Source organism: Prescottella subtropica (assembly GCF_005434945.1).
GTDB classification, from domain to species: domain Bacteria; phylum Actinomycetota; class Actinomycetes; order Mycobacteriales; family Mycobacteriaceae; genus Prescottella; species Prescottella subtropica.
Genome location: NZ_SKCH01000022.1, coordinates 1 through 25,627, shown reverse-complemented (window position 1 = coordinate 25,627; position 25,627 = coordinate 1). Strand labels below are relative to the sequence as shown.

Sequence of the window (25,627 nt, the reverse complement as noted above, 5' to 3'; positions counted from 1 at the left end):
TTCACGAAACGTATAGCTCTGTCCCGTGAGCCACGTCCTCACGGACATGACGTTGACCGCGTTGCGGTCTTCCCGTGGCAGTCTCACTGCCCGGCACGGAGCCGGGTCTGACGCGAGTTCCATCGGGCTGCTCCCGGAGCAACTCCCCGGTGCCGCTGCCAGCGAGGGCAGCGAGGTTGCGTGCGGCATTGTGGTCCCGATCCATGACCAGGCCACATACCGTGCAGGTGTACGTCCGTTCCGAGAGCATTAGCTTGGTTTTCGCTGTGCCACACCCGGAACAGGTCTTACTGGAGGCGAACCAGCGGTCCGCGACGACGAGCCGCACACCGACTGCATCGGACTTGTACTGCAACTGGCGGCGGATCTCACCCCACCCGGCATCGGCGATACGGCGGGCCAGGCGCCGGTTACGCACCATTCCCGCGACGTGTAGATCCTCGATGACGATCGTGTCGAACTCGCCGACCAGTCGGGTGGTGAGCTTGTGCTGCGCATCCAGACGCCGGCCCGCGACGCGGGCGTGTATCCGGGTGACCCTGGCCTGCGCCGTGCGCCACCGGTTGCTGGGGGTGCGCCCACTGCGCAGGTCCGGGCCATCGCGGCGGGCCATGATCCGCTGTGCCCGCCGCAACTCGCGTTGCGCCCGGTCCAGGTGCCGCGGGTTTGCGATCTTCTCCCCGGTCGACAGGACCGCTAATTCTTTGATCCCCAGGTCCACCCCGGCCACACGGGTGCCGGTGCGGGTGGGCGACAGGGTGTCGGGCAACTCGACCGTGAACGACACATGCCAGCGACCCCGCTGGTACGACAGGGTTGCCGAGGCGACCCGTGCGGTCCCGTCCTCGACCTTGCGGGCCAGCTTACGGGTCGACTCGTGTGTACGGACCTGACCGATCCGCGGCAACTGCACGTGCCGCCGGTCCCGGCCGAGCCCGAACGCCCCGGTGGTGAACCGGCACGACAGGTGGGACCGCTTCGACTTGAAACGCGGCATCCGGGTACGCCCGTCTCGACGGTTCTTCAACGCCGCAGCCAGATTCGCGCACCCGGACGCGTACGCCTCCTTACTGTTCTCACCCCACCACGGCGCAACCGCGTCCTTCACCTGGTTCCAGGATTTCCGCAGGGAGTAGGCGGAGGCGTTGATCCACGGCGTCCGGTCCGCCTCGGCGATCCCGTAGGACTCCTCGGCTGCGCGTTGGTTCCAGTTCGCCTTCACCTGCGCGAGTGCCCAGTTGTAGGCGAACCTTTGTGCCCCGCAATGCGACCGGAACTGCGCCTCCTGCTCAGCCGTGGGGTCCAGGGCGAACAGGTACGCCCGGATCATGGAACTCATCGCGTCACCACCCCCGCTTCTTCCTTGGGTCGCCGACGATACGGGCAGGCACCGACAGGAAACCCTCACACGAACAGTTGGACACGAGAAGCCACAGAACTACGCAGAGTCGTGAACTGTCTGCAACCCCTCCGATGCCCCCTCCGAGACCCGACAACGACGCACATACCGCTCAAAAACCCCCTCTGACCAGCCGATTTTGGACCTGGCGCAATATCGGATAATCTTTCCTGGCACCCGGAGAGCGGGGGCAAACGAAAACAACTGAAGGCCCCGCGAACAGGCGGGAAAACAACGAGTCCGAGTGGCGGAATGGCAGACGCGCTAGCTTGAGGTGCTAGTGTCCTATTAACGGACGTGGGGGTTCAAGTCCCCCCTCGGACACTCTGAGTTGAGACAGACGAGAAGATCCCCGGTTCTTACGAACCGGGGATCTTCTCGTTTCGGCTGCCGGTCACCGATCCGGCGATCCGACGCCCCGCCCGGTCCGCAGACCGGCCCGGTCGGCCTTCGCGAGTTCCCGCACCGCGAGATCCTTCGCGCACACCAGCAGCGACCCGAGCGCACTCACCCGCGAGAACGTCAGTTCGGTGTGCCGGACGTTGTCGTGGTCGAGTCCGCCGTCGTAGACGACGGTGGATCCGCGCTGCAGCCAGCGTTTGACGTCGGACACCGTCGGCAACATGCCGGTGGTGCGCAGCGCGAACGACTGCAGCAGCGCCACCACCCCGAGCACCGTCGGCGTGGCCTGGCTGGCCCCGTACTGGAGGGATTCGCCGGTGTCGTTGAGGATGCCCGACGACGACACCGGTGCGCCCGGCGCGAACGTGTCGGTCGCGCACGGCCCGCCGACCGTGCGGTGCAGGCGCTGCGAGAACGGGGTGAGCCGGTCGGCGTCGGACGTGAACGCCTTCGCCCCGTCCGGATACCGGAAGCTGCCCTCGTCGGCGTCGTACACGGCGCCCACACTGATCGTCTGCCGGAAGATCGCCGGATAGCACATGCCCTGGGTGCCGCCGTGCGCGTAGTAGTCGTTGCCGGCGGCCGTGCAGCAGCACACGCCGTCGTCGCAGAGCTCCTGCAGCAGCGCCCCGATCGCGTCGCCGGGCATGTCGGTGTCGGTAGTGCGGTTGTCGGGGGCGCCGGTCGCCAGGCACAGCGCCGAGATCCCCAGCGACGCACGATGATCCAGCACCCAGTCCAGGGCGTCCCGGATGTCGGCGAAGCGTCCGGTGCCGTCGTTGCCGAGCACCTTGAGCGGCACGATCCGCGCGTTCGGGGCGACACCGGTGTGGATGCGTCCGGCGCACGCGATCCCCGCCACCGAGGTGCCGTGCCCGTGCCCGTCCGCGACCTCGTCCCGGTCGCCGCCGTAGTCGGAGGTGAAGTTGCGTCCCGGCACGACCCGGCCCGCGAAGTCGACGTGGCTGGTGCGCAGCCCGGTGTCGAGGACCGCCACCGTCACTCCTGCGCCGGCGACGTTGAAATCGCGGCGGGCCTGCGTCGCCTGCACCAGCAGGTCGATCTCGGTCAGTTCGGGAAGGAACGGTCCGTCCTTCTGCAGTGGTGGATCGACCGGTGCCACGGATTCCGCGTGCAACGCCGAGAAGCCGCCGATCGTGTTCCCGGCGACCGCGACCGCGGTGGCGCGCCGACCTGGCGCCCCGTCCGTCTCGTTCATGGTTCTCACCCTCCTCGAGGTTGAGCACTCGAGCGGGGCCCGCCCCGGGGACAGGCCCCCTGGTACGTCTCCATGGTCCTCCGGCGCGGGCACGGTGTCACCGGGTCGGACGCGGCGACGTTCCCGTCGGCGCACTCGGTAGACTCGGACGCCGGAATCGGGCAGCCCCACGATCGGGCCCCACCAGAGCCGGGACCCACGCGCCCGCACGAGATCAGAAACCGAGTTACCTACCGATGGCCCAACCGATCACCGGGATCGATCCCACCGACATGGACGTCTGCCTGCGGGTGCTGTCGGAGGCATCGCTGCTCGACATCGACCACCCGGATTCGGTCGTCGTGCAGCGTGCCGTCGGCCACATGTTCAAGAAGCTCAAGCGGACGCGTCGCAAGGAGACCCGTGACGCGGTCTCGGTCGCCGACCGGGCCGTGGTGGCCGCCACCGCGACCGGGTCGCCGGACCGGATCGACGACGAGACCGCGGGCATCGCGCTGACGTCGAACACGGTCGGTGCGTCGGCCGGGACGCTGATCCGTCCGCGCCCCTGCTACATCTGCAAGCAGCGGTACACGCAGGTGGACGCGTTCTACCACCAGTTGTGCCCGGAGTGCGCGGCCCGCAGCCACACCAAACGGGACCAGCGCACCGACCTGACCGGCCGGCGGGCCCTGCTCACCGGTGGCCGCGCCAAGATCGGCATGTACATCGCGTTGCGACTGCTGCGCGACGGTGCGCACCTGACGATCACCACCCGGTTCCCGAACGACGCGATCCGCCGTTTCACGGCGATGGAGGATTCCGCCGACTGGATCCACCGGCTGCGCGTGGTCGGCATCGATCTGCGTGATCCGGCGCAGGTGGTGGCGCTCGCCGACGACGTCGCCGAGCAGGGCCCCCTCGACATCCTCATCAACAATGCGGCGCAGACGGTGCGCCGCTCCCCCGGCGCCTACAGTGCGCTCGCGGAGGCCGAGTCGGGTCCGCTGCCCGCCGGGGAACTTCCCGACGTGGTGACGTTCGGCAAGACCAGCGAGGCGCATCCCGCTGCCCTGGCCGGATCGCTGTCGACGGCGAATCTCACGTCGGCCGCGAACCTGACCGCCGACGAGGTGAGCTCGCTGGCCCTGATCGCCGGGTCGGCGACCCCGGCCCGCATCGAGCAGGGTGTCGCAATCGACGCCGGTGGCCTGCTGCCCGACCTGGCGCACACCAACAGCTGGGTGCAGACCGTCGGGGAGGTCGATCCGATCGAACTGCTCGAAGTGCAGCTGTGCAACTCGGTGGCCCCGTTCATCCTGGTGTCGCGGCTGCGTCCGGCGATGGCGGCGGCCGCAGCCACCCGCAAGTACGTCGTGAACGTCTCGGCGATGGAAGGCCAGTTCGGGCGCGGCTACAAGGGGCCCGGCCACCCGCACACCAACATGGCCAAGGCCGCCCTGAACATGCTCACCCGCACCAGCGCCAAGGAGATGCTCGAGCAGGACGGCATCCTCATGACCGCCGTCGACACCGGCTGGATCACCGACGAACGCCCCCACTACACCAAGCTGCGGCTCGCCGACGAAGGCTTCCACGCCCCCCTCGACCTCGTCGACGGCGCCGCCCGCGTCTACGACCCGATCGTGCAGGGTGAAGCCGGCGTCGACCTGCACGGCTGCTTCCTCAAGGACTACGTGCCGTCCCCCTGGTAGAGCGTCCGCGCGCGGGCGGTGTCCACGACACCGCCCGCCGCGTCCACCTCACTGCGTCATGCCGGCGCAGATCCACTGCCGCACCCGCCAGAGCATGTTGTACAGATTCCACGGCTTCACATCGAACGTGTCCCACGGGGTCTGACCGACACTCGCGGTCCAGTCCGGGAGCGGTCCACAACAGACCCGATACCCGAACAGCCGGAAAAGACCGTCACAGAAGACAGCACGCCTCGAGAGTTCCTCTCGTCCAGTGGCCGGCCCCACGGTGGGGCTAGCCTTGGTGCGCGCTCATGGGTGGCACCGTCTCAGGACCGCGAACTCCTCCAACGGTCGAAGCCGAACGCAATAAGCCCGATAGCGAGCACACCTGCGGCGACCCCGCCCCACACGCGGACGGCATTCGTCTCGACGGCTGTCCCGGTTTCGACAGTGATCGTGCGAGGCGCCCCGTAGACGGTGGTCGCGGCATCCCGGGTCCGTTGGTTCGTCGACTTCGTCGTCGCCGAACAACTGTTGTCCGAGAAGTCCGCCCCGTTCGTCTCGTGGTCCGATCCGAAGACGAGGTACTCGGTGCCGACCTCGAAGCCGCGCCCGCACGCCGGCCCCTGAATGCTCGACGACACCGTGGTGGTTCCGCCGACGTCGCCGTCGAACACCTCCCGCACCTCGAACTCGAAGAATGCGGTCTGGTCCGCGACCCGCTCCGAGACGACGGTCCCGGTGAACACCGAGGAGGCGTGCGACACCTGCTCGAGGATCCGCGGATCGTCGGGCATGTAGACGCACGAGCAGGCCGACGCCTCCGCCGGCGCGACCAACGGCAGCACACCGGCGAATCCCGTCACCGCGACGATCGACAGCAGTCGACGCACCATTTGCTCCCCCGATCATGTAGGCGAACTCGGCGGACGATATCCCGAAACGCCGGATCTCGACCGTCGATCTGTCCGAATGTGCTGTGCCACACTGTGCCCACGATGCCGACACCGACGATCAGCTGCCGAGTAGGCGCTCTCTTTCTCGTACCCGGACTCCTCGCCGCCTGTTCGGCAACCGAGACGCTCGCCCCGTCACCGGAGGGAGTGTTCGCACGGAACTGGTACACCGGTCCGAGGGATCTTCCCGAGGTGCCGCTGCTGCCGACGGCGACGACACCCGGCGCGGTGTTCACCCTCGACGGATTGTGGTCGGGTACAGCGGTCTCCGACGAACCGGCCGAGCTCTCGTGCGTCTACGACGAGAACAGCCACCGCTGGACCTACAGTGTCACAACCTCTACGGCACAGCAGTTCTCCGGCGTCGACAACTATCCGACCGTGGACTACTACCATCTTTCCGTCATCGTCCCGGACGAACCCCAGCAGGACGGCGGGATCACCTGGACTGCGCAGATCATGCTCGCATTCGCGGACTCGACCGGGACCTACGTGCAGATGTACGCGCCGGACAACGACAGCATCGTCGTCGACAGCGCAGCAGACCGCTCGGCAGTGGCGTTCTCGATGATCAATGCGGCGGAGGCCAACCGAACCAACGGGTCGCCGACGACGGTCGTCGGCACCATCACGTGTCCCCACTGATCGGGGATACTGGAACCGACGCTCCCCGCACAGCGGGAGGAACTGCGGGTGCTGCGGATCGTGGATGCCACGCAACCTCGGCGACCGAGTATCGGTTCGTCCGAAGGTACTGGGTGCCACGGGATTCGCTGCGCCGATCCGCACCGCCGACACGAACACTGAAGAACCTCGACGCTCGCCCGTAAGGATCAGGGATCGGCCGGACACTACTCGGTATGGGAGAGAAACAGCCGGGATCGCCGGCGCCGGGGGACATCGCGCGATTCACGTCGCTGTGGAACGACCACGTCGGCCAAGTGTCCGCTTATTCCTGCCGGCACGTCGATCATCACACCGCGCAAGAGGTGGTGTCCGAGACATTCATGGTCGCGTGGCGGCGACTGCCGGACGTCCCCGACCGTGCGCTGCCCTGGCTGCTCGTCGTCGCCCGGAACATCATGTCCAACCACAATCGCAGCGCCCGGCGTCGTGATGCGCTGACAGAGAAGATGTTCCGTGTCGAGCGGGTCGCACGATCCGCGCCGGGCGCCGACATCACCGTCACCGACCGCGCCGAGGTCCTCGCAGCACTCGCAGCTCTGACCGAGACCGAACGTGAGGCGCTGCTCCTGACCGCATGGGACGGGTTGACCACCACCGAAGCCGCCCATGTCGCAGGCTGCTCCGTTCCGACCATGCACGTGCGACTGTTCCGTGCCCGACATCGGTTGCAGTCCGGCCCCGCTGCTGCCGAACCCACAGCCCCGATCTCCGTACAGACCGCCACCGAGCCGAGGAGTATCCGATGACGAAAGACCTGTTGAAGACCCTCGAAGCCATGCGCCCCGAGGCCCGGGCCGACAGCCTGTGGCCGCAGCACCTCCAGGCCGCCGAACAAGCCCGCATCATGGCAACGACATCCGCGCCGGCAGTTCCCTCGGGACGGTCGAAGAAGGTCGGCGCGGTTACTCTCGCCGCAGCGTTGTTCACAGTGGGCGGGATCGGCGCCGCAGCCGCCACCGGGCTGATGCCGAAAGCCTTCACCGACCACTACTCCGTCTGGAAGAACCCGGGCCCAGGCGCGGGACCTGAGGCAACTCCGGTGGACCCGGCCACTGCCGAACGCGTCGCCTCCGTTCCCGGACCCGACGGGACCGTGTTCAGCGTTTTCATTGCACGTGGTGTCGGCGACCGGAGGTGCGTGACCCCGGTGTTCGAGAGCACGGCCAGCGCCGAACAACCCGGCCCGTCGGATTTCACCGACCTCGGTAGCCGGTGTCGACACGACGATGACGGCGCATTCGGTGACGGTTCGGGTGCGATGGTCGCGACCTACCGCACCGATGCCGACGGCTCGCAGATTCCCTCCACACTTGCCTACGACGCAATGGCAGGAACGGCTGTACGCGCCGAACTGCGCTTGGGCACCGGACAGATACTTCCCACGATTCTCGCGGACGGCAGCTTCTTCGGCTGGTTTCCCATGCCGGACGTCGGCAGTCCCCGCCCGGTCCTGACCGGGTACGCCGCCGACGGAACGGTCGTCGACAGCATCGAGATCGGCCCGAATTTCTAGAAGCAACATCCCCACGCTCCTCCGCACAGGGCTCTACCATCGACGCGATGAGGGTGAGGAGCGTCGGTGTCGTTGCCATGGCGGCGGGGCTTACGACTGCCGGTGTGCTCTATCTGCACGAACGGCCACCGGAGAGCCCCCAGACGGCGCAGGTTGCTGCGGAAGCAACTTGTCTCGGACCAGGCATGTTTCCGGGTCGTTTCCCGCCTCCGGCACCACAGAACTGGTCGACGAAGTACGACGCGAGGGGAATCTCGGTGACGTGCTGACCACGCTGTCGGAGCAGTCGGATCCGCAGGGATGGTGGATCGAGTCCTGGTTCGGGATGACGCGCCGGCCACCCTCCGGTCAGTGCACCCCCGGGACGCCGTGCGAGTTGCTGTGGTTGGTCGACCGTGACGGTCGTGCTGTCCGCCCGTCGATTCCGCTCACCCGATCCGGAACTCCCAAGGCCGACGCCGACTACGCGATCGCCCGGTTACCGGTCGTCAGCCGTGTCCACCATCGCCTGGACGTTCCCGTGGGATCTGGTTGACCCGCTCGCCGCGGGTGTGACGGCAGGAACCACGACCGGTCGTTCGAAAGAAGGTCACATCGGGGGCATCTGTGGGCCCGTCTCCGCGTTCCTGCTGGGATACTGGACCCACACATCCCGTTTCGACCCGCCCGGGAGGCTTCATGGTCATCGCCGTCGCTTTCGACGACACTCCGGAGGGCCGGTGGGCCGCGGTGTATGCGGCGCGGGCGGCGATGCAGCGGCGGGAGCAGTTGCTGGTGCTGCAGATCGTGGACGATGCGTCGGCGGCGGAGCCCGAGACGGTGCGGTCGGCGGTGCAGTCGGTGTTGGACGCCGACGGGGTCGGTGGGTCGCCGTGGGAGTTGCGGACCGCCGAGCACAGCGGGGACCGGGTCGGTGCCCTGATCGATCTGATCGGTGCGAGTGGCGCATCCCTGTTCGTCGCCGGTAGCCCCCGCCGGAATGCGGTCGGCAAGTTCCTGCTCGCCCGTCCCCTGCAGCGCATCCTGCTCGAGGTGGAGGTGCCGGTGCTCGTCGTCAAGGAACCGCTCGATTAGTTCTGTCCCCGCCGTGGGAGGTGCCCGATGCCGTACCGGCTGCTGGTGGACGTCACGGTGCTCGTCCATCTGCTGTTCATCGGCTATGTCGTGGCCGGCGGGTTCCTGGCGTGGCGGTGGCGGCGGACGATCTGGTTGCACGTGGCGGCCGCGGCGTGGGCGGCGGGCATCGTCGCCGCCGGATTCGACTGTCCCCTCACCTATCTGGAGAACTGGGCGCGCGCCCGCGGCGGCGAACCGCCACTGCCGTCGGACGGGTTCATCGCCCATTACCTGACCGGTGTCGTGTATCCGGCGGATGCGACGACGCTCGTCCAGGTTCTCGTCGCGGTGTGTGTGCTCGTCTCCTGGATCGGGTTCGCCCGGCTGCGCGGGCACGTAGGGTCGCCTCCATGACCTCACGCGCACGCGATCTCGACGTCGTCGTCTACGGCGCCACCGGATTCGTCGGCCGTCTCGTGGCCGAATATCTCGCCGAACACGCCCCCGCGGGCACCCGGATCGGGCTGGCCGGACGCTCGGTCGAGAAGCTCGAGCGGGTCCGCGCCGGTCTCGGCCCCGCAGCTGTGGGCTGGCCGCTGCTGCGGGCCGACGCCACCGACGACGCCTCCCTCGACAACCTGGCCGCCGCCACGCACGTGGTGGCGTCGACCGTCGGCCCGTACGCGCGGTACGGGCTGCCGCTGGTCCGGGCGTGCGCGGAGGCCGGCACCGACTACGTCGATCTCACCGGCGAGGTGCTGTTCGTGCGCGAGAGCATCGACCGGTATCACGACGTCGCCGCGTCGACGGGGGCTCGGATCGTGCATTCGTGCGGGTTCGACTCCGTCCCGTCGGATCTCGGGGTCCATGCACTGCACCGGCAGGTGCGCGCCGACGACGCCGGTGATCTCACCGAGACGACACTGGTGGTGACGTCGGTCCGCGGTGGCCTCAGCGGCGGCACCATCGACTCGCTGCGGATGCAGATCGACGCCGTCACACACGATGCCGGACTGCGGAAGCTGGCCCTGTCGCCGTATTCGCTGAGCCCGGATCCGGTGTCCGAACCGGCGCTGGGCCGGCAGTCCGATGCGGCGGTCGTCCGCGGCTCCGACATCACACCCGGTATGCCCGGGTGGAAGGCCCCGTTCTTCATGGGCCCGTACAACACGCGGGTGGTGCGGCGCAGCAACGCGCTCACCGGCTACGGCTACGGCCGGCTGTTCCGGTACCGGGAGGTGATGAACGTCGGCTCGTCGCCGCTGTCGGCGCTGCTCGCCGGTGGGACGGCCGCGGGCATGGGCGCGGCGGTCGCCGGACTCGCCTTCCCACCGACCCGCTGGCTGCTCGACCGGGTGCTCCCGAAGCCCGGCGAGGGACCGAGCGAGAAGTCCCGCCGCAGCGGCCATTTCACGATCGACGTGCACACCGCCACCACGTCCGGCGCCCGCTACTGCTGCCGGGTCGCCGCGCAGGGCGACCCCGGCTATGCGGCCACCGCGGTGATGCTCGGCGAATCCGCCCTGTCCCTGGCCCTGCAGCACGACGCCCTCCCCGACTCGCCGGGCGGCGTCCTCACCCCCGCCACCGGGCTCGGCGACGTGCTCGTCGACCGACTCCGCGACGCCGGATTCGAGATCGCGGTGCGGCGGATGTGATCAGCGACTGCTCGGTGCCTGCGCCGCGGCGGCCCGGCCGGTGAGGTCGTCGAGTGTCATCGGGTGCGCCGGTGGGCGGTCCAGGATCATCGTCCGCGACACCTCCTGCCGTGGCCCGACGTGGAGGAGTTCGCCGGGACGCAACGATTCCCAGTCCGGATCCTCGTCCATCTGCTCGGTCGCCACGACGACCGCGGGCCGCGTCGACAGTTCCCCGGACCGGGCGCGGACGGTGCCGGCGGCGCTCGCGTGGTCGAAGTGCCGGTGGCCGCTGCTGCCGCCCGGACGACGCTGCAACACCAGCAGGTCGTGGACGTCCGGGTATCGGAACGCCCACAGGTCGTCGGCGTCGACGAGCACGAAGTTCAGGGCGAGCAGGCGCACGGTGTCGGCGAGCCAGCCGACGGCCGACGCGATCCCGGCCGCGACGTCGCCGTCGTGTTCGTCGATGCGGCGGGTGACGAGCGCGAAGAACCGTTCCGAGTCGGTGTCCCCGCCGACCAGGTCCCGGTAGGGGCCGAGTTCGGCCTCGAGCACCGGCAGGTCCTCGATCATCCCGTTGTGGGCGAACAGCCGGCCCTGCTGTTCGAACGGGTGCGTGTTGGCCGGGACGGCGGCCCCGGTGGTGGCGTACCGCACGTGCGCGACGAACGTCCGGGACCGGCGCTCCCGCGCCTCGCGGACGAACTGCCGGTCCTCGTACGCGGCGAGCGGCTGCGTCTCCACGCGCGGCGTGCCGTCGGCGTCGAACGTGCCCAGGCCGGTGCCGTCGGGCATGCGTCGGCTCTGTTCGGCGAGACTGTCCTCGGCGTCGAGCAGCCAGAAGGTGGCGTGAACGCGGTGCGGTGCCGCGGACAACCCGAACAGTCGACACATGACGGTCGTCCTCCTCGCCCCGAGACCGGGGCCCCGTCAGTATGGACCCGCGCGGCGACTCTCCGCGACATGTGGTGACCGTCCGTTCTAGCCTCGACACGTGACCGGCCGCACCGAACTGATCGTCGACGTCGACACCGGCATCGACGACGCGATCGCGCTGCTCTACCTCCTGGCCCGCGACGACGTCGACGTCGTCGCCGTGCTGTCCACCGCTGGCAACGTGCCCACCGCGCAGGTGGTCGCGAACAATCTGGCGCTGCTGGAGTTGTGCGGGCGCACCGACATCGAGGTCGCGGCCGGCACCGACGGCCCGCTGTCGACGCCGCTGCGCACCACCGAGGACACCCACGGCCCGCACGGTCTCGGGTACGCGACCCTCCCCCGATCGGTGCGCGCGCCGTCCGACCGGTCGGCGGCCCACGCGTGGATCGAGTTGACCCGCGAGCGTCCCGGTGAACTGACCGGACTGGTCACCGGACCGCTGACGAATCTGGCGCTGGCGCTCCGCGCCGATCCCGGCCTGCCGCACCGACTCCGGCAGTTGGTGATCATGGGCGGCGCGTTCGAGCATCCCGGCAACACGACACCGGTTGCGGAATGGAACATCTCGGTGGATCCGGAGGCCGCCGCCGAGGTGTTCGCCGCGTTCTCCGTCGTCCCACCGCAGCGGGCCCCGATCGTGTGCGGCCTGGACATCACCGAACGGATGATCCTGCGTCCCGAGCACCTGCATCGACTGTCCGTGCTCACGGGCACCGCGGCGAATCCCCTCGTCCGCCTCGTCACCGACGCGCTGCGTTTCTACTTCGAGTTCCACCGCGACCACGGCTACGGTGTCCTTGCGCACCTGCACGATCCGTTCGCGGCGGCCGTCGCCCTCGACCCCGGCATCGCCCGCTACCGCACGGCGACGGTGGACGTCGAAACCGGCGGACGGATCACCCGCGGCCAGACCGTCGCCGACCGGGCGGGCCTGTGGGGCCGGCCGCCGAACGCCCGGATCGTCGTCGACGCCGACCCGGACGCGTTCGTCGACGATCTGGTCCGACGCCTGGCCGGGTTCGCCCGCATCCTGGGCAACTGACCGAGACCGACCGAACGTTAGGTCTGATACTGGTACCGTTTCCCCGAAGTCGGGGAAAGGTAATTTCATGGTAAAGCAGGCCAGAGCTGTGGCGACACGGCAGCAGATCATCACCGGAGCGGCGCGCATGTTCGAGCGCTGCGGATTCGAGGGCGCGAGCCTCGGCGACATCGTCGCCGGCGCGGGTACCACCAAGGGCGCCCTCTACTTCCACTTCCAATCCAAGGACGACCTCGCGAGCGTCGTCATCGACGAGCAGCACCGCACATCGCTCGACACGGTCGCGGCCATCTCGACGGCGGGCACGGACGCCCTGCGTCAACTCGTCATGCTCACGCACGAGACGGCACGGCAGATCGTCGAGGATCCCATCGTGCGCGCGGGCATCCGGCTCGTCCTCGAGTTCGGGTCCACGTCCGGGCGGGACCGGCCGTACCGGGACTGGATCGCGGGCAGCCGGGCGATCGTCGAGGCCGGGGTCGCGCGCGGGCAGATCGTCGCGAGCATCGACCCGCACACCCTGGCCCGGTTCCTCGCGGAGGCGTTCACCGGCGTCCAGTTGGTCTCCCAGGTACTCACCCGGCGGGAGGATCTCGAACAGCGGATCGACGAGATGTGGCAGCTGCTGCTGCCGTCCGTCGCCGCCACCCGCGATCCGCGCGAACTCGCCGACATCCGGGCGGCCCGCTGGCAGCGACCTGAATCGATCCGGGACGCCACCCCGGTCGCGGAACCGGCCTGCGCCTGACAGCGCGCCCGTCCCACATACGTTTCGGGCCCCGCACCTTCGGAAGGTGCGGGACCCGAGACGTCGGATCTAGTGCGTGCCGTCGAACGCGTCGAGGATGCTGCGGGCGGCGAGGGCCGCGGTGAGCGATCCCTCCCGCACCCGCTGCTCGACGCCGCCGCGGATCGCCCTGACCTGCTCGTTCGATTCGAGGCGGCGCAGCAGTTGGTCGTGGACCATCGACCACGTCCAGTCCACCTGCTGCTGGTGCCGCTTGCGTTCGAGCTCGCCGGCGTCGCCGAGGACCTGGCGGTGCCGCAGCACCTCGTCCCAGAACCGGTCGACGCCGTCGTTCTCGAGCGCACTCATCGTCAGCACCGGCGGGCGCCACAGCGCGTCGTGCGGGTAGATCAGGTGCAGCGCACCGGACAGTTCCCGCGCGGCGACCCGCGCCTCCGACTGATGCTTGCCGTCCGCCTTGTTGACGGTGACGATGTCGGCGAGCTCGAGGACACCCTTCTTGATGCCCTGCAACTGGTCGCCGGTGCGGGCGAGGGTGAGGAACGTGAACGTGTCGACCATGTTGGCGACCGTCACCTCCGACTGCCCCACACCGACCGTCTCGACGAGGATCACGTCGTAGCCGGCGGCCTCGAGCAGCACCATCGTCTCGCGGGTCGCCTTCGCGACGCCGCCGAGCGTCCCCGACGTCGGGGACGGCCGGATGAACGCGTTCGGCTCCACCGACAGGTTCTGCATCCGGGTCTTGTCGCCGAGGATCGACCCGCCGGTGCGGGTCGACGACGGATCGACCGCGAGGACCGCAACCTTGTGGCCCAGCGACAGCAGATGCATGCCGAGGGCCTCGATGGTGGTCGACTTGCCGACACCCGGAACACCGGTGATCCCGACCCGCATCGCGTTTCCGGCGTGCGGGAGCAGACGCAGCAGCAGCTGCTGCGCCTGCTCCCGGTGATCGGCCCGGGTGGACTCGACGAGCGTGATCGCCTTGGAGATCTGTGCTCGCGAGCCCGCCAGGACCGCGTCACCGAGCGCGTCCAGGTCCAGCGGCGGACGACTAGTCGGCGGCAATCGGATCATGCCCCAACTGCACCGACAGCTTGCCCAGCAGGCCGATCGCCGCGTCGGCGAGGACGGTTCCGGGCGGGAAGATCGCGGCCGCACCGGCCTCGTACAGCTCGTCGAAGTCACCCGGCGGGATGACGCCACCGACGACGACCATGATGTCGGGGCGCCCGACCGCCGCGAGAGCCTCCCGCAGTGCCGGCACCAGGGTGAGGTGACCGGCGGCGAGGGAGGACACACCGACGATGTGGACGTCGGCGTCGGCCGCCTGCTGGGCGACCTCCTCGGGGGTCTGGAACAGCGGTCCCACGTCGACGTCGAATCCGAGGTCCGCGAAGCCGGTGGAGATCACCTTCTGGCCGCGGTCGTGACCGTCCTGGCCCATCTTCGCGACGAGGATGCGGGGGCGGCGGCCCTCCGCCTCGGCGAACTTCTCGACGAGTTCGATTGCAGAACTGATGTTGCCCGCCTTTCCGGCCTCGTCCCGGTACACACCGCTGATGGTCCGGATCTCGGCCTGATGACGCCCGTAGACCTTCTCGAGCGCGTCGGAGATCTCGCCGCCGGTCGCCTTGGCGCGGGCGGCGTCGATCGCGAGAGCGAGCAGGTTGTTCTCCATACCGCCCTCGGTCGAGGCGGCGGCGCGGGTCAGCTCGGCGAGCGCCGCCTGGGTGACGGCCTCGTCCCGCTCGGCACGCAGCTGCTGCAGCTTCGCGAGCTGCTCGGCACGCACCTTGGTGTTGTCGACCTTGAGGACCTCGATGGAGTCCGGCTCGTCCGGCACGTACTTGTTGACGCCGATCAGCGGCTGCCGGCCGGAGTCGATACGGGCCTGCGTGCGGGCCGCGGCCTCCTCGATGCGCAGCTTCGGGATGCCCTCACCGATGGCCTGCGCCATACCGCCGGCCTCCTCGACCTCGGCGATGTGGGCGCGGGCCCGGTTCGCGAGCTCGTTGGTGAGCCACTCGACGTAGTGCGAGCCGCCCCACGGGTCGATCGGCCGGACCGTGTTCGACTCCTGCTGGATCAGCAGCTGCGTGTTGCGCGCGATGCGGGCCGAGAAATCGGTCGGCAGCGCGATCGCCTCGTCGAGCGCGTTGGTGTGCAGCGACTGGGTGTGCCCCTGCGTCGCGGCCATCGCCTCGACACACGTGCGGGAGACGTTGTTGAACACGTCCTGCGCCGTCAGCGACCAGCCCGACGTCTGCGAGTGGGTGCGCAGCGACAGCGACTTGGCGTTCTTCGGCGCGAACTTCTCGACCAGCTCCGCCCACAGCAGACGCCCGGCACGCAGCTTGGCGACCTCCATGAAGAAGTTCATGCCGATCGCCCAGAAGAACGACAGCCGCGGCGCGAACTTGTCGATGTCCATACCCGCGTCGAGACCGGCGCGGATGTACTCGATGCCGTCGGCCAGCGTGTACGCCAGCTCCAGGTCGGCGGTCGCACCGGCCTCCTGGATGTGGTAGCCCGAGATGGAGATCGAGTTGAACTTCGGCATCTTCGCCGACGTGTACGCGAAGATGTCGGAGATGATCCGCATCGACGGCTTCGGCGGGTAGATGTAGGTGTTGCGGACCATGAACTCCTTCAGAATGTCGTTCTGAATGGTTCCGGCCAGCTGCTCGGGGGCGACACCCTGCTCCTCGGCGGCCACGACGTACAGCGCCAGGATCGGCAGCACCGCGCCGTTCATGGTCATCGACACCGACACCTGCGACAGGTCGATGCCGTCGAACAGCTGACGCATGTCGAGGATCGAGTCGATCGCGACACCGGCCATACCGACGTCACCCTGCACGCGCGGGTGGTCGGAGTCGTAGCCGCGGTGCGTGGCCAGGTCGAACGCGACCGACAGGCCCTTCTGACCGGACGCGAGGTTGCGGCGGTAGAACGCGTTGGACTCGGCGGCGGTGGAGAAGCCCGCGTACTGGCGGATGGTCCACGGCTGGTTGACGTACATCGTCGGGTACGGGCCGCGCAGGAACGGGGCCGCACCGGGATGGCTGCCCAGCGGGTAGCCCGACGCCTCGGCGGCGTCCCGGTCCGCCTTGGTGTACACCGGCTTGACGTCGATACCCTCGGGCGTCGACCACACGACCTGCTCGGGCGTGTAACCGTTCGCGGCCGCGAGGTTCTCGACGAGCGTCTCGGCCTGCTCCGCGGTGGGGGCGGCCGGGGCCGGGAACTGCGGGTCCGTCAGCGCGACGTCGGCGAAACTGCCGATCTCGTGCGTGACCTCGTTGGTGCTCACTTGGTGCTCCCAGTCTCGATAGCGTCGAACAGCGCGGTCATGGCCGCGACCGCGTCGATGCGAGCGGTGAGGAAGGCATCCGGGCGCTGCGCGTCCGGGGCCTCCGCGAAAATCTTCTCCGGGCCGGCCAGCAGAACCTGCTCGACACCCGCGTCCCGCAGTGCGGCGACGGCGGCAGCGCCCTGCTCGCCGTACCGCTTGTCGGTGCCGCACAGCACCGCGATCGACGCGCCCGACTCCTTCACGGCGGCGGCGACGGAACCGTCGGTCGGGTCCAGCTGACCCGGGTTGACGGCCTCGATGCCACCGGAGGCCAGCAGGTTCGACGCGAACGTGGTGCGGACGTTGTGCTCGGCGACGGAGCCGAGCGGCGCCAGCAGCACCCGCGGGCGGGCACCGTGAGCGGCGAGGAACGCGTCGGAGCGATCCCGCAGCGCCTCGAACGCGGCGGCGTAGCGGGCGACGGTGACCCCGGCCGCGACGGTGCCGGCCTCCGCGGCACCCGCGGGCAGCGGGTCCTCGCCGAGGTTCGGGAACTCGTTGACGCCGGTGACGGCGGTGCGGCGGTGCGCGATGTCGGAGTCGCGGGCAGCCTTGGTGGCGGCGACCTTCTCGGCGACGACACCGGCGGCGAGCGCGGCACGGTAGCCGCCGACGGCCTCGATCTGCTGGAAGAACTCCCACGCCTTGCCGGCGACCTGCTCGGTCAGCTGCTCGACGTACCACGAACCGGCACCCGGATCGAGGACGCGGCCCAGGTGCGACTCCTCGAGGAGCAGCAGCTGCGTGTTGCGGGCGATGCGCTCGGAGAACGACGTCGACACCCCGGCGGCACCGGCGGGCAGGGCGACGTCGAACGGCAGCACGGTCACCGAGTCGGCGCCGCCGACACCGGCACCGAACGCGGCCAGCGTGGTGCGGAGCATGTTCACCCACGGGTCACGCTGCGACATCATCGCCGCCGACGTGACAGCGTGCTGCACGGCGGCACCGGCGTCGGACGCACCGCACACCTGCGCGATCCGCGCCCACACCTGACGGCCGGCACGGAACTTGGCGACGGACTGGAACTGGTCGTCGGTGGCGGCGAGCCGGAACTCGACCTGCCCGAGCGCCTGCGTGATCGGCAGACCGGCCGCGGTGAGCGCCCGCAGGTACTCGACACCGGCGGCGATCGCGGCACCGAGTTCCTCGGCGTCGGAGGCGCCGGCGTTGTGGAAGGCGGTGCCGTCCACGGTGAGCGCACGAACCGTCTCGGTGCGGGCGGCAGCCGCTGCGGCGAGCGCGACGGCAGTGTCGACGTCGACACCGGCGGCACCGGAGAACGCGTCGGTCAGTGGCGATGCGCCCAGGCCGACGCGGATCGCGGCCCGGTCGGTGACGCCGTCACCGGCGGCGGCGCGCGCGTCGAGCAGCGTGTACAGCTGCTGCGCGGCCGCGGCGGCGTCCGCCCCGGCGTCGAGGGTCAGCGGTGCCAGATCCAGCAGCACACCCTCGAGGGCGGCGTCGAGCGCGGCGACGGGGACACCGGCGGCACCGGCGGTCAGCGTCACGGCGCTCACACCGTTCCCGAGGCCGTCGAGGATCGTGCGGTTCACCGCGGCGACATCGTTTCCACCACGGCCGAACTGGGCGGCCACCAGCCAGCCCGCGTTGACGTCGCGGGTACCGGTCGCGCCACGGACGAACGGGAACTGTCCGGGCAGCGGGGCCTCGGGCAGCTCGTCCCGGCCGGTGTACAGCGGCGCGACGGTCACCCCGTCGTACGTCGTGGTCTCGAGAAGCTTCTGCGGCTCCGGGCCCAGCTCGGCGGCGTCGACTCGACGCGACTTGGCGAGCACACCGGCGACGGCCTGCTGCCATTCCGAGTAGGCGCGCGCAGCGTCCTCGGCTTGTGAAGCTGATGACACGAGGCTGCTTCCTCTCACTCTCATGCACGTCCACCGGAGGGCGAACGGGTTTTCCGATCGGACAGAACAATAGGACTTACAAAGGACTCTTCCGTCCTGTTGATCTGTGATGCTAACCGCACCCGCCCGTCGGCCGGTGTCAGGCCACCCTCCGTTGGTTAGCCTCGATTCATGAGCGTGGCGAACATCCTGGACGACGGCGTCGTGATCACCCCGCAACGGTTGTTCCGGATGAGCGCCCCGCAGCGACTCGACGGCGTCAACCGTCTGACCATGGACATCGACGGTCTCGACCCCCGGATCACCTCCCCGACCGCGGCGCTCGGCATCCTCGTCGACGACATTCTCGGCTTCACCCTGTGGGACCGTCGCGGCACCCGTGCCGGACTCGTCACCGCGGACCTGTCAGTGGACTTTGTCACACCGACCGGATGGGCCGGACCGGGGTTGTGCGCGGACGGGCGTGTGGTGGCCGTCACCGGTGACGGCGGGGTGAGCGCGGCCGAGATCCGGGACGCCGCCGGGACGCTGATCGCCACCGGCACCGCGTGGGGCAATTTCGTCGACGGCGGCGCCGACCGCAGTGGGGCCGTCGTGCGCCCGCTCACCGCCGTCTCCGCGATTCCGCCGGCGTCGGTGTCCCCGCTGACCCGGATCGGCGGACGCCTCGACCGCACCGACGGGGTCCGGCTGACGGTGCCCCCGAATCCGGCGCTCGCCAACAAACTCGGCGTGATGCACGGCGGCATCCAGGCGTGCGCGATGGACCTGGCGGGTAACGCGGCCGTGTCCACGCCGGACACTCCGATGCACACCGCATCGCTGCGGATCAACTACTTCCGGCCTGCCCCGGTCGACACCGACGTCGTGTTCACCGCCGAGACGGTGCGTGCCGGACGGTCGGTCGCGGTGGCGCGGGTGACGAGCACCGGCGGCGACGGCCGGGTGTGCGCGGTCGCGACCGTGACGTGCCGGCGACCGTCCACGCCGACCGTCCCGGCCCGATAGATGCGGCGTCTACCCTGGTCGATCGTGATCACACGACTGCGGGACCCCCGACTGCTCGGTGCCCTCGTCGTGCTCGTGGCGCTGTTCGTCGCGGCCACCCTGGTGCCGCTCCCGTCGATCGAGCAGATCCGGGCGTGGGCGGACGCGGTGGGCCCGGTGTTTCCGCTCGTGTTCTTCCTGGTGCACACCGTCGTGACGATCGCGCCGATCCCCCGCACCCTGTTCACGGTGAGTGCGGGTGTGCTGTTCGGGGCGGCGACCGGGCTGGCGGTGACGATCGCGGCGACGACGATCTCCGCGGTCCTGGCGCTGCTGATCGTGCGGGCGATGGGCCGCGACGCCGTCGCCGCGCACCTGACGCATCCGGCGGTGCGGGCCGTGGACGACCGGTTGTCGCGGCGCGGCTGGCTCGCGGTCGGATCGCTGCGGCTGATCGCGGCGGTCCCGTTCTCGGTGGTCAACTACTGCTGCGGGGTGTCGTCGGTCCGGCTGGTGCCGTACACGCTCGCGACGGTGGTCGGGATCCTGCCCGGCACGATCGGTGTCGTCCTGCTCGGCGACGCGCTCACCGGGAACGCGAATCCGATGCTGCTGGTGGTGTCCGGGGTGTGCATCGCGGCCGGTGTCGCCGGCCTGCTGCTCGACGCCCGCACCCCGATCACCCGCGACACGTCGGCCGACCGGTAGTAAAGGCTCGAGCCCCGATCCGTGGGGATCGAGGCTCGAGTCTTTCCGTCAGGTCCGCGGTCTACGCCTGACCGGGCGGAAGCTGTCCGTGCCGGCCGCCGTCGTCGAGCGCGGACCCGGACAGCGGGCCCTCGACGGGGGTGCGGGCGACGGCCTCGGCGGCGCGGACGGCCTTCTCGACGGCCGGGTCGGGCTTCATGTCGAACCAGTCGGCGACCTCGTCGGAGTCGTCCTCCGGGCGGGGCAGGTCGCGGTCGTCGGTGCGCGGCGGCTCGTACCGGAAGACGCCGTCGTCGCCGGGCGCGCCGAGGGTCTTCGCGAATCCCTTGAGGGCGTCCCCGAAGTCGCTGGGCACGAGCCACACCTTGTTGGCGTCGCCCTTGGCCATCTCGGGCAGCGTCTGCAGGTACTGGTAGGCCAGCATCTCGGGGGTGGGCTTGCCGGACTTGATGGCCGCGAACACCTTCTCGATGGACTTGGCCTCACCCTGCGCCTGCAGGTACTTGGCGGCCCGCTCACCCTGCGCGCGCAGGATGCGGGACTGCCGGTCGGCCTCGGCGGTGAGGATCGCGGCCTGCTTGGCGCCCTCGGCGGCAAGGATCTGGCTCTGCTTGTCACCCTCGGCGGTCTTGATCGACGACTCGCGGTGGCCTTCGGCGGTGAGGATCATGGCCCGCTTCTCGCGGTCCGCCTTCATCTGCTTCTCCATCGACTCCTGGATCGACGGCGGCGGATCGATGCTCTTGAGTTCGACGCGGGCGACGCGCAGGCCCCAGCGTCCGGTGGCCTCGTCGAGGACGCCGCGCAGCTGGCCGTTGATCGAGTCACGCGACGTGAGTGTCTCCTCGAGCGTCATCCCGCCGACGACGTTGCGCAACGTGGTGATGGTGAGCTGTTCGACGGCGGCGATGTAGTTGCTGATCTCGTACACCGCGGCCTGCGGGTTGGTGACCTGGAAGTACACGACCGTGTCGATCGACAGGGTCAGATTGTCCTGCGTGATGACGGGCTGCGGCGCGAACGACACCACCCGCTCGCGCAGGTCCACCTTGGCGCGGATCCGGTCCACGAACGGCATCAGGAACGTCAACTGCCCGGACACGGTCCGCGCGTAGCTGCCGAGCCGCTCGATCACGGCCGCCTCCGCCTGCGGCACCAGGGCCACCGACTTCGCGACCAGGACGACGACGAGTACGACCAGTACCGCCAGAACTATCAGTGCTGCCATGTCTTCTAGGGTCCCCTCCATACGACGGCGGTGGCGCCGTCGATCTCCATCACCGTGACCGTCGTCCCCGGTGGATACACCTCGGTGACGTCGAGTGGACGAGCCGTCCACACGTCACCGTCGAGCTTGACCGTGCCGCTGTGCTCGGCGACCTCGTCGAGGACGAGGGCCCGTTTGCCGGGCAGGGCGTCGACGTTGGTCGCGGTCAGCGGCGGGGTGGCGAAGCGGTGCAACAGGGCCGGCCGCACCCCGAGCACGAACGCGAGGGACACGACGCCGAACACGACGGCGTCGACCCACACCGGGACATCGGTCACCGCGCTGAAACCGGCGGTCACCAGTGCGCCGCCCGCGAGCATCAGCAGGAAGAACTCCCCCACCAACGCCTCCGCGGCCGCCAGCAATATCCCCGCCACCAGCCACATCAATGCTGCCACGCCACCATCCAACCATGAACGGACTTATCGCCGCTCGGGTCGGACGTCCCGCAGTTCAGTCGACGGTCACGAAGTCGACGAGCCGTTCGACGGCCCCGATGAGGGGGGCCTCGAGGTCACGGAAGCTGTTCACGGCGCCGTAGACGCGGCGCCAGCCGTCCTGCGGGGTGCCCCAGCCGAGGGTGTCGCAGATGCCGGTCTTCCAGTCCTGTCCGCGGGGAATACGCGGCCACGCGTCGATGCCGACAGCACTGGGCCGCACCGCTTCCCACACGTCGATGTAGGGGTGGCCGGTGACCATGACGTAGGGACCGAGGCCCTGGGTGAGGCGGTCCTCCTTGGATCCGGTGACGAGGTGGTCGACGAGCACCCCGACCTTGCGGCCCGGTCCGGGCCCGAACTCGACCAACCGTTCGGCCAGGTTGTCGAGGCCCTCGAGGTGTTCGACGACGACGCCCTCGACCCGCAGGTCGTGACCCCACACCCGTTCGACGAGGGCGGCGTCGTGCACGCCCTCCACCCAGATCCGGCTGGGCAGCGCGGTGCGGGCCCGCAGCCCGTCGACCTTCGTGGAACCCGATGCCGACCGCTGCGGCTTCGGTGCCTGCGGGGCAGGGCGGACGAGGGTGACGGGCCGGCCGTCGATCAGGAACGCAGCCTCGCGCATCGCGAACAGTCGGGTGCGGCGTCCGGCGTCCTCGAGTCGGACGAACTCCCCGTCGTAGGTGCGGTCGAAGCCGACGACGGCCCCGCAGAACCCGGTGGCCGCATCCTCGACGACGAGGTCTTTCTCGGCCGCGACCTGCGGGATCACGGGCTTCTGTCTGCGGGAGTGGCCGGCGAAGATGTCGCCGTAGTTGTTGCGCGCGTTCACGCCCGTCCACGCTAGGCGACGGCGGCCGCGGCGACGGCCCCGCCACGCCGCCTATCCTGGAATGCGTGAGTTCTCCCAGCGCGACGCTGACTCTGTGGGCCGGATCGTGGCTCGCCGGCGGCAGCGCCCCCGACGACGTGATCGACGCCCTGCACGGGTGGGCGCCGATGCATCTGGTGGCCGCGTCCGACGCGGCGACGGCCCTGTCGACGGATCTGGCGTGGCCGGGTGTCCAGGACGGCGGCGCACCGATCCTGCTGCGACTGCTGCGGCACGCCGTCGAGGCCCCCGGCGCCGAGCTGCGGCTGACGTTGCCCGCACCCGGTGACATCCGCGGACTGCCCGCGGCGACCGGGTTCGCACGGGCCGCGCTCGACGCCGGCGAGGGTGTGCTGGTCGGGACGGCGGGCGGGCCGGGTATCGGACTGGTCCCGGTGGTCGAGGGTCCGGACGTGTTGCGCTGGACGGTGTTCCCTGTCGCGACGGTGCCGGCGAGCGTCGAACAGATCGGGCTCGGGGAGGCCGAGTACACGATGCGGGAGGCGATCCGGGACGCCGCGGACGCGCTGCTGCAGATCTCGTCGGTGCACACCGGCCGGCCGGGCACCGATCCGCGACGCCGGATCGCGGAGGCCCTCGACGACCGCGCCCACCACCGCTACCCCGAGTCGCTCCCCACCCGGGCGCTGCGCATCCTCGATTCGGCGGACCAGGTGGCGTCGATTCTCGCGGTCGCCGAGCAGGATTCACCGACAGAAGCCCCGTCGGCGTCGAGTGCCGCCGCCCGCGAGGCGCTGCTGCGGCCACTGTGGACGGCGGTCCGGACGGCCCGCGTCGCGGCCGTCACCGCGTGCGTGGGCAGCGGCCGTTCGCGGGTCTGACCGTCAGTTCCCGAGGGCGGCGGCGAGCCGGTCGAGGGTGCCGCCCATCGTGTGCTCGTTGCGGGCGACGCGATCCTCGACGCCGGACACCCGCGCCCCGAACGTGCGGGCCTCGTCGGTGCGCAGATCCTCGGTCCACTCGGTGACCCGGGTGCCGCCGTCGACGGGTTCGAGGCGGTAGCCCCAGGTGGCGTAGTGGGTGCCGTACATCGAGCACTCGAACACGAAACTACGGCCCGGATCGGCCTCGATCACGGTGCCCTGCGTCGTCCACTCGTGGTCGCCGTTGCGGTTGTGCCCGTCGAACACCGCCCCGACCGCCGGCCCGTCGGCACCGCCCTGCCACTCGCAGGTGTGGCATTCCTCGGACCACTCCCCCATACGGGTGACGTCCGCGATCGCCGCGTACACCTTCTCCGGTGCGGCGGCGATGTCGCGCGTCACCTCGAGCCCGTCGGCCATGGTTATCCCCTTTTCAGCGGTGGTTCATCACGATGTGCCGGTCGATGCGGACGTGCTCGTCGAGCGTCGGATACAGCAGACCGGTATCGCGACCGTAGTCGCGACTGCGCAGCCACGCATACACATCGCCCCACAACCAGATGCCGCCGGAGACAGTGTTGAACGGCGCCGGGAACGGGGTGCCACGCTGCCGCACCCCACGCACCCACTGTCCGACGGCCTGCCGCGTCACCCCCGCTCGGTCGGCGATGTCCTGCCGTGTCACCAGATCCGGGTGCGTGCGCGTGGGCCGCACACCCCCCGCCACCAACTGGTCGACGAGGCTCATTCCCGCTGTCGCACACCGCATCCCCTCGGTCACCACGGTGAGCAGTTGGATACCGGCGTGGTCGTGGAGCCTGGCATCGAAATCCTCGGTGACGACCGCCTCCCGCGACGTCGTCAACAGCGGCACGATGAACGTGAACTCGTAGCGGTGATAGAGGCTCGCGGTCACCCCACGAACCTAGCGGCCGGACGGGCGCGTTTCCATTCGGAAACGACGTGCCCGCGACGAGACGCGCTTCCACACCGGATCATCTGTCGATCGGTAGCCTGTCCGAATGTTCCTCGGCAGGATCGTCGCGTCCCGCATTCCCGCACCGTTGCTTTCTGCGTTCGTGCGCAACGCCGAGTTGGTGAAGTTCCTCGCGGTGGGGTCGCTCGCGTTCGTCACCACGTCGGTGCTGTTCTTCGGATTGAAGTGGACGATCTTGGAGAGCAAGCCGATCACAGCGAATGTGGCAGCAGTCCTCGTCGCCACTGTGCTCTCCTACGTCCTCAACCGCGAGTGGGCGTTCACTGCCCGCGGTGGGCGGGAGCGTCGACACGAGGCCGCCCTATTCTTCGTCGTCGCCGGCATCGGCCTGGTGATCAACCAACTACCACTGGCCGTGTCCCGCTACGCCTTTGCCCTGCAGACGCCGCACGTGTCGCCCGCTGCGGAGAACATCGCCGACTTCGTCAGCGCCACCGTCGTCGGAACCTTCCTCGCCACGGTCTTCCGTTGGTGGGCGATGCGCAAGTTCGTTTTCCCGGAACCTGTCGTTCCACAGCAGGAGCGGGACGATGCCGTGCGCGAGATCCAGTCCGAGCCCTGAATCGCCTCACATGTGCAGTACCGGCCGGTAGACGAGTTCCTGGATCCGGCCGTCGAAGGTCCAGTTCTCGATCAGGTAGAGGTTGACCTCGGGATAGTCGTCGAATACACCCCGCATCGCCATGAATTCCCGAAAGGTGTTGATGCCGAACACCATCCACCACTTACCCCAGTCACCTCGCGGTAGGAACCGTAGCCGTAGCTGTCGGGACCGGAGAAGACGTCGAACGGGTACGACGAGACGGACTCGGCCCGACCTCGAAACTCATCGTCCCCGATCACCCAGGGCTCCGGAATAGTCCCATTTCCTCAGGTCAGAACCAGTGCAGCAGCGTGATCCGGATGCCTGGCATGGTGGCGTAACCCTTCGGCGATGTTGGTCCAGCCGGCGAGGCGGAGGAGGCCG

Annotated in this window: 26 protein-coding genes and 1 tRNA gene; 15 read left to right on the top strand and 12 right to left on the bottom strand. The window is 69.4% G+C overall.

Translation table 11 applies throughout. The features are described from left to right. Position 1: 1 nt before the first annotated feature. Entirely contained in the window at positions 2 to 1,339 is a 1,338-nt protein-coding gene (gene tnpB / locus E0497_RS16510; RefSeq protein ID WP_137725886.1) for an IS607 family element RNA-guided endonuclease TnpB, read from the bottom strand. Positions 1,340 to 1,637: 298 nt separating this feature from the next. On the opposite strand from tnpB, the gene E0497_RS16505 reads away from it, so the two are divergent. Continuing rightward, positions 1,638 to 1,723, top strand: a tRNA-Leu gene (locus E0497_RS16505). Between the two features lie 70 nt (positions 1,724 to 1,793). Here E0497_RS16505 and E0497_RS16500 read toward each other — a convergent pair. Continuing rightward, positions 1,794 to 3,020, bottom strand: a complete 1,227-nt coding sequence (locus E0497_RS16500) for a S8 family peptidase (protein WP_137725885.1) — start codon at positions 3,018 to 3,020, stop codon at positions 1,794 to 1,796. Positions 3,021 to 3,256: 236 nt separating this feature from the next. On the opposite strand from E0497_RS16500, the gene E0497_RS16495 reads away from it, so the two are divergent. Further along, complete coding sequence (locus tag E0497_RS16495; protein WP_137725884.1) at positions 3,257 to 4,714, top strand: SDR family NAD(P)-dependent oxidoreductase; 1,458 nt, start codon at positions 3,257 to 3,259, stop codon at positions 4,712 to 4,714. A gap of 308 nt (positions 4,715 to 5,022) precedes the next feature. On the opposite strand, the gene E0497_RS16485 is transcribed toward E0497_RS16495, so the two are convergent. Further along, positions 5,023 to 5,592 (bottom strand): hypothetical protein, encoded by a 570-nt coding sequence (locus E0497_RS16485; RefSeq protein ID WP_137725882.1) that lies wholly within the window; start codon positions 5,590 to 5,592, stop codon positions 5,023 to 5,025. A gap of 102 nt (positions 5,593 to 5,694) precedes the next feature. Between E0497_RS16485 and E0497_RS16480 the strand changes: the two genes are divergently transcribed. From E0497_RS16480 to E0497_RS16450, 7 genes are all read left to right on the top strand, one after another. Next, the gene (locus E0497_RS16480) at positions 5,695 to 6,297 is read left to right on the top strand and encodes a hypothetical protein (protein WP_137725881.1); all 603 of its coding nucleotides are present in this window, start codon (positions 5,695 to 5,697) and stop codon (positions 6,295 to 6,297) included. Between the two features lie 215 nt (positions 6,298 to 6,512). Continuing rightward, positions 6,513 to 7,085, top strand: a complete 573-nt coding sequence (locus E0497_RS16475; protein ID WP_137725880.1) for an RNA polymerase sigma factor — start codon at positions 6,513 to 6,515, stop codon at positions 7,083 to 7,085. Further along, the gene (locus tag E0497_RS16470) at positions 7,082 to 7,852 is read left to right on the top strand and encodes a hypothetical protein (protein ID WP_137725879.1); all 771 of its coding nucleotides are present in this window, start codon (positions 7,082 to 7,084) and stop codon (positions 7,850 to 7,852) included. The genes E0497_RS16475 and E0497_RS16470 overlap by 4 nt, the downstream gene beginning before the upstream one ends. A 262-nt stretch (positions 7,853 to 8,114) precedes the next feature. Beyond that, positions 8,115 to 8,387 (top strand): hypothetical protein, encoded by a 273-nt coding sequence (locus tag E0497_RS16465; RefSeq protein WP_137725878.1) that lies wholly within the window; start codon positions 8,115 to 8,117, stop codon positions 8,385 to 8,387. A 143-nt stretch (positions 8,388 to 8,530) separates the two neighbouring features. After that, on the top strand, positions 8,531 to 8,926 hold the full coding sequence (locus E0497_RS16460) for a universal stress protein (RefSeq protein ID WP_137725877.1): 396 nt from the start codon (positions 8,531 to 8,533) through the stop codon (positions 8,924 to 8,926). Between the two features lie 27 nt (positions 8,927 to 8,953). Beyond that, positions 8,954 to 9,322 carry a DUF2784 domain-containing protein gene (locus E0497_RS16455; RefSeq protein ID WP_137725876.1) on the top strand — a complete coding sequence of 123 codons (369 nt, stop codon included), beginning with the start codon at positions 8,954 to 8,956 and terminating at the stop codon, positions 9,320 to 9,322. Next, positions 9,319 to 10,566, top strand: a complete 1,248-nt coding sequence (locus E0497_RS16450; protein WP_137725875.1) for a saccharopine dehydrogenase family protein — start codon at positions 9,319 to 9,321, stop codon at positions 10,564 to 10,566. The genes E0497_RS16455 and E0497_RS16450 overlap by 4 nt, the downstream gene beginning before the upstream one ends. Here the strand turns inward: E0497_RS16450 and E0497_RS16445 are convergent, their stop codons facing one another. Further along, positions 10,567 to 11,442: a class II glutamine amidotransferase gene (locus tag E0497_RS16445; RefSeq protein ID WP_137725874.1), complete on the bottom strand. Its 876-nt coding sequence runs from the start codon at positions 11,440 to 11,442 to the stop codon at positions 10,567 to 10,569. 100 nt (positions 11,443 to 11,542) lie between these two features. On the opposite strand from E0497_RS16445, the gene E0497_RS16440 reads away from it, so the two are divergent. Further along, on the top strand, positions 11,543 to 12,529 hold the full coding sequence (locus tag E0497_RS16440; protein ID WP_137725873.1) for a nucleoside hydrolase: 987 nt from the start codon (positions 11,543 to 11,545) through the stop codon (positions 12,527 to 12,529). Positions 12,530 to 12,596: 67 nt separating this feature from the next. After that, positions 12,597 to 13,277 carry a ScbR family autoregulator-binding transcription factor gene (locus E0497_RS16435; protein WP_137725872.1) on the top strand — a complete coding sequence of 227 codons (681 nt, stop codon included), beginning with the start codon at positions 12,597 to 12,599 and terminating at the stop codon, positions 13,275 to 13,277. A 69-nt stretch (positions 13,278 to 13,346) separates the two neighbouring features. Here the strand turns inward: E0497_RS16435 and meaB are convergent, their stop codons facing one another. Genes meaB through mutA form a run of 3 tightly spaced genes read right to left on the bottom strand, consistent with a single transcriptional unit; the run spans position 13,347 to position 18,506 of the window. Then, on the bottom strand, positions 13,347 to 14,357 hold the full coding sequence (meaB, locus tag E0497_RS16430) for a methylmalonyl Co-A mutase-associated GTPase MeaB (protein WP_137725871.1): 1,011 nt from the start codon (positions 14,355 to 14,357) through the stop codon (positions 13,347 to 13,349). Further along, positions 14,335 to 16,596 carry a methylmalonyl-CoA mutase gene (gene scpA / locus E0497_RS16425; protein ID WP_137725870.1) on the bottom strand — a complete coding sequence of 754 codons (2,262 nt, stop codon included), beginning with the start codon at positions 16,594 to 16,596 and terminating at the stop codon, positions 14,335 to 14,337. Before scpA ends, meaB begins: the two co-directional genes overlap by 23 nt. Continuing rightward, positions 16,593 to 18,506, bottom strand: a complete 1,914-nt coding sequence (gene mutA, locus E0497_RS16420; protein WP_137725869.1) for a methylmalonyl-CoA mutase small subunit — start codon at positions 18,504 to 18,506, stop codon at positions 16,593 to 16,595. Before mutA ends, scpA begins: the two co-directional genes overlap by 4 nt. Before the next feature lie 171 nt (positions 18,507 to 18,677). Here mutA and E0497_RS16415 point away from each other — a divergent pair, with 171 nt between their 5' ends. Further along, entirely contained in the window at positions 18,678 to 19,514 is an 837-nt protein-coding gene (locus tag E0497_RS16415) for a PaaI family thioesterase (RefSeq protein WP_137725868.1), read from the top strand. Positions 19,515 to 19,538: 24 nt separating this feature from the next. Further along, positions 19,539 to 20,201, top strand: coding sequence for a TVP38/TMEM64 family protein (locus E0497_RS16410; RefSeq protein WP_241665934.1), 663 nt, complete (start codon positions 19,539 to 19,541; stop codon positions 20,199 to 20,201). Between the two features lie 61 nt (positions 20,202 to 20,262). Here E0497_RS16410 and E0497_RS16405 read toward each other — a convergent pair whose 3' ends face one another. From E0497_RS16405 to E0497_RS16395, 3 genes are read right to left on the bottom strand one after another with little or no spacing between them, the layout of a single operon-like run. Beyond that, entirely contained in the window at positions 20,263 to 21,429 is a 1,167-nt protein-coding gene (locus E0497_RS16405; protein WP_137725867.1) for an SPFH domain-containing protein, read from the bottom strand. 5 nt (positions 21,430 to 21,434) lie between these two features. Continuing rightward, complete coding sequence (locus tag E0497_RS16400) at positions 21,435 to 21,866, bottom strand: NfeD family protein (RefSeq protein WP_137725866.1); 432 nt, start codon at positions 21,864 to 21,866, stop codon at positions 21,435 to 21,437. Positions 21,867 to 21,921: 55 nt separating this feature from the next. Then, positions 21,922 to 22,740, bottom strand: coding sequence for a DUF3097 domain-containing protein (locus E0497_RS16395; RefSeq protein ID WP_137725865.1), 819 nt, complete (start codon positions 22,738 to 22,740; stop codon positions 21,922 to 21,924). A 65-nt stretch (positions 22,741 to 22,805) separates the two neighbouring features. Here E0497_RS16395 and E0497_RS16390 point away from each other — a divergent pair, with 65 nt between their 5' ends. Further along, the gene (locus tag E0497_RS16390) at positions 22,806 to 23,621 is read left to right on the top strand and encodes a hypothetical protein (protein ID WP_137725864.1); all 816 of its coding nucleotides are present in this window, start codon (positions 22,806 to 22,808) and stop codon (positions 23,619 to 23,621) included. Positions 23,622 to 23,624: 3 nt separating this feature from the next. Here the strand turns inward: E0497_RS16390 and E0497_RS16385 are convergent, their stop codons facing one another. After that, complete coding sequence (locus E0497_RS16385; protein ID WP_137725863.1) at positions 23,625 to 24,083, bottom strand: SRPBCC family protein; 459 nt, start codon at positions 24,081 to 24,083, stop codon at positions 23,625 to 23,627. Positions 24,084 to 24,096: 13 nt separating this feature from the next. Next, positions 24,097 to 24,579 (bottom strand): hypothetical protein, encoded by a 483-nt coding sequence (locus E0497_RS16380; RefSeq protein WP_137725862.1) that lies wholly within the window; start codon positions 24,577 to 24,579, stop codon positions 24,097 to 24,099. Positions 24,580 to 24,685: 106 nt separating this feature from the next. Here E0497_RS16380 and E0497_RS16375 point away from each other — a divergent pair, with 106 nt between their 5' ends. After that, positions 24,686 to 25,222, top strand: a complete 537-nt coding sequence (locus E0497_RS16375) for a GtrA family protein (RefSeq protein ID WP_137725861.1) — start codon at positions 24,686 to 24,688, stop codon at positions 25,220 to 25,222. Positions 25,223 to 25,627 lie beyond the last annotated feature (405 nt).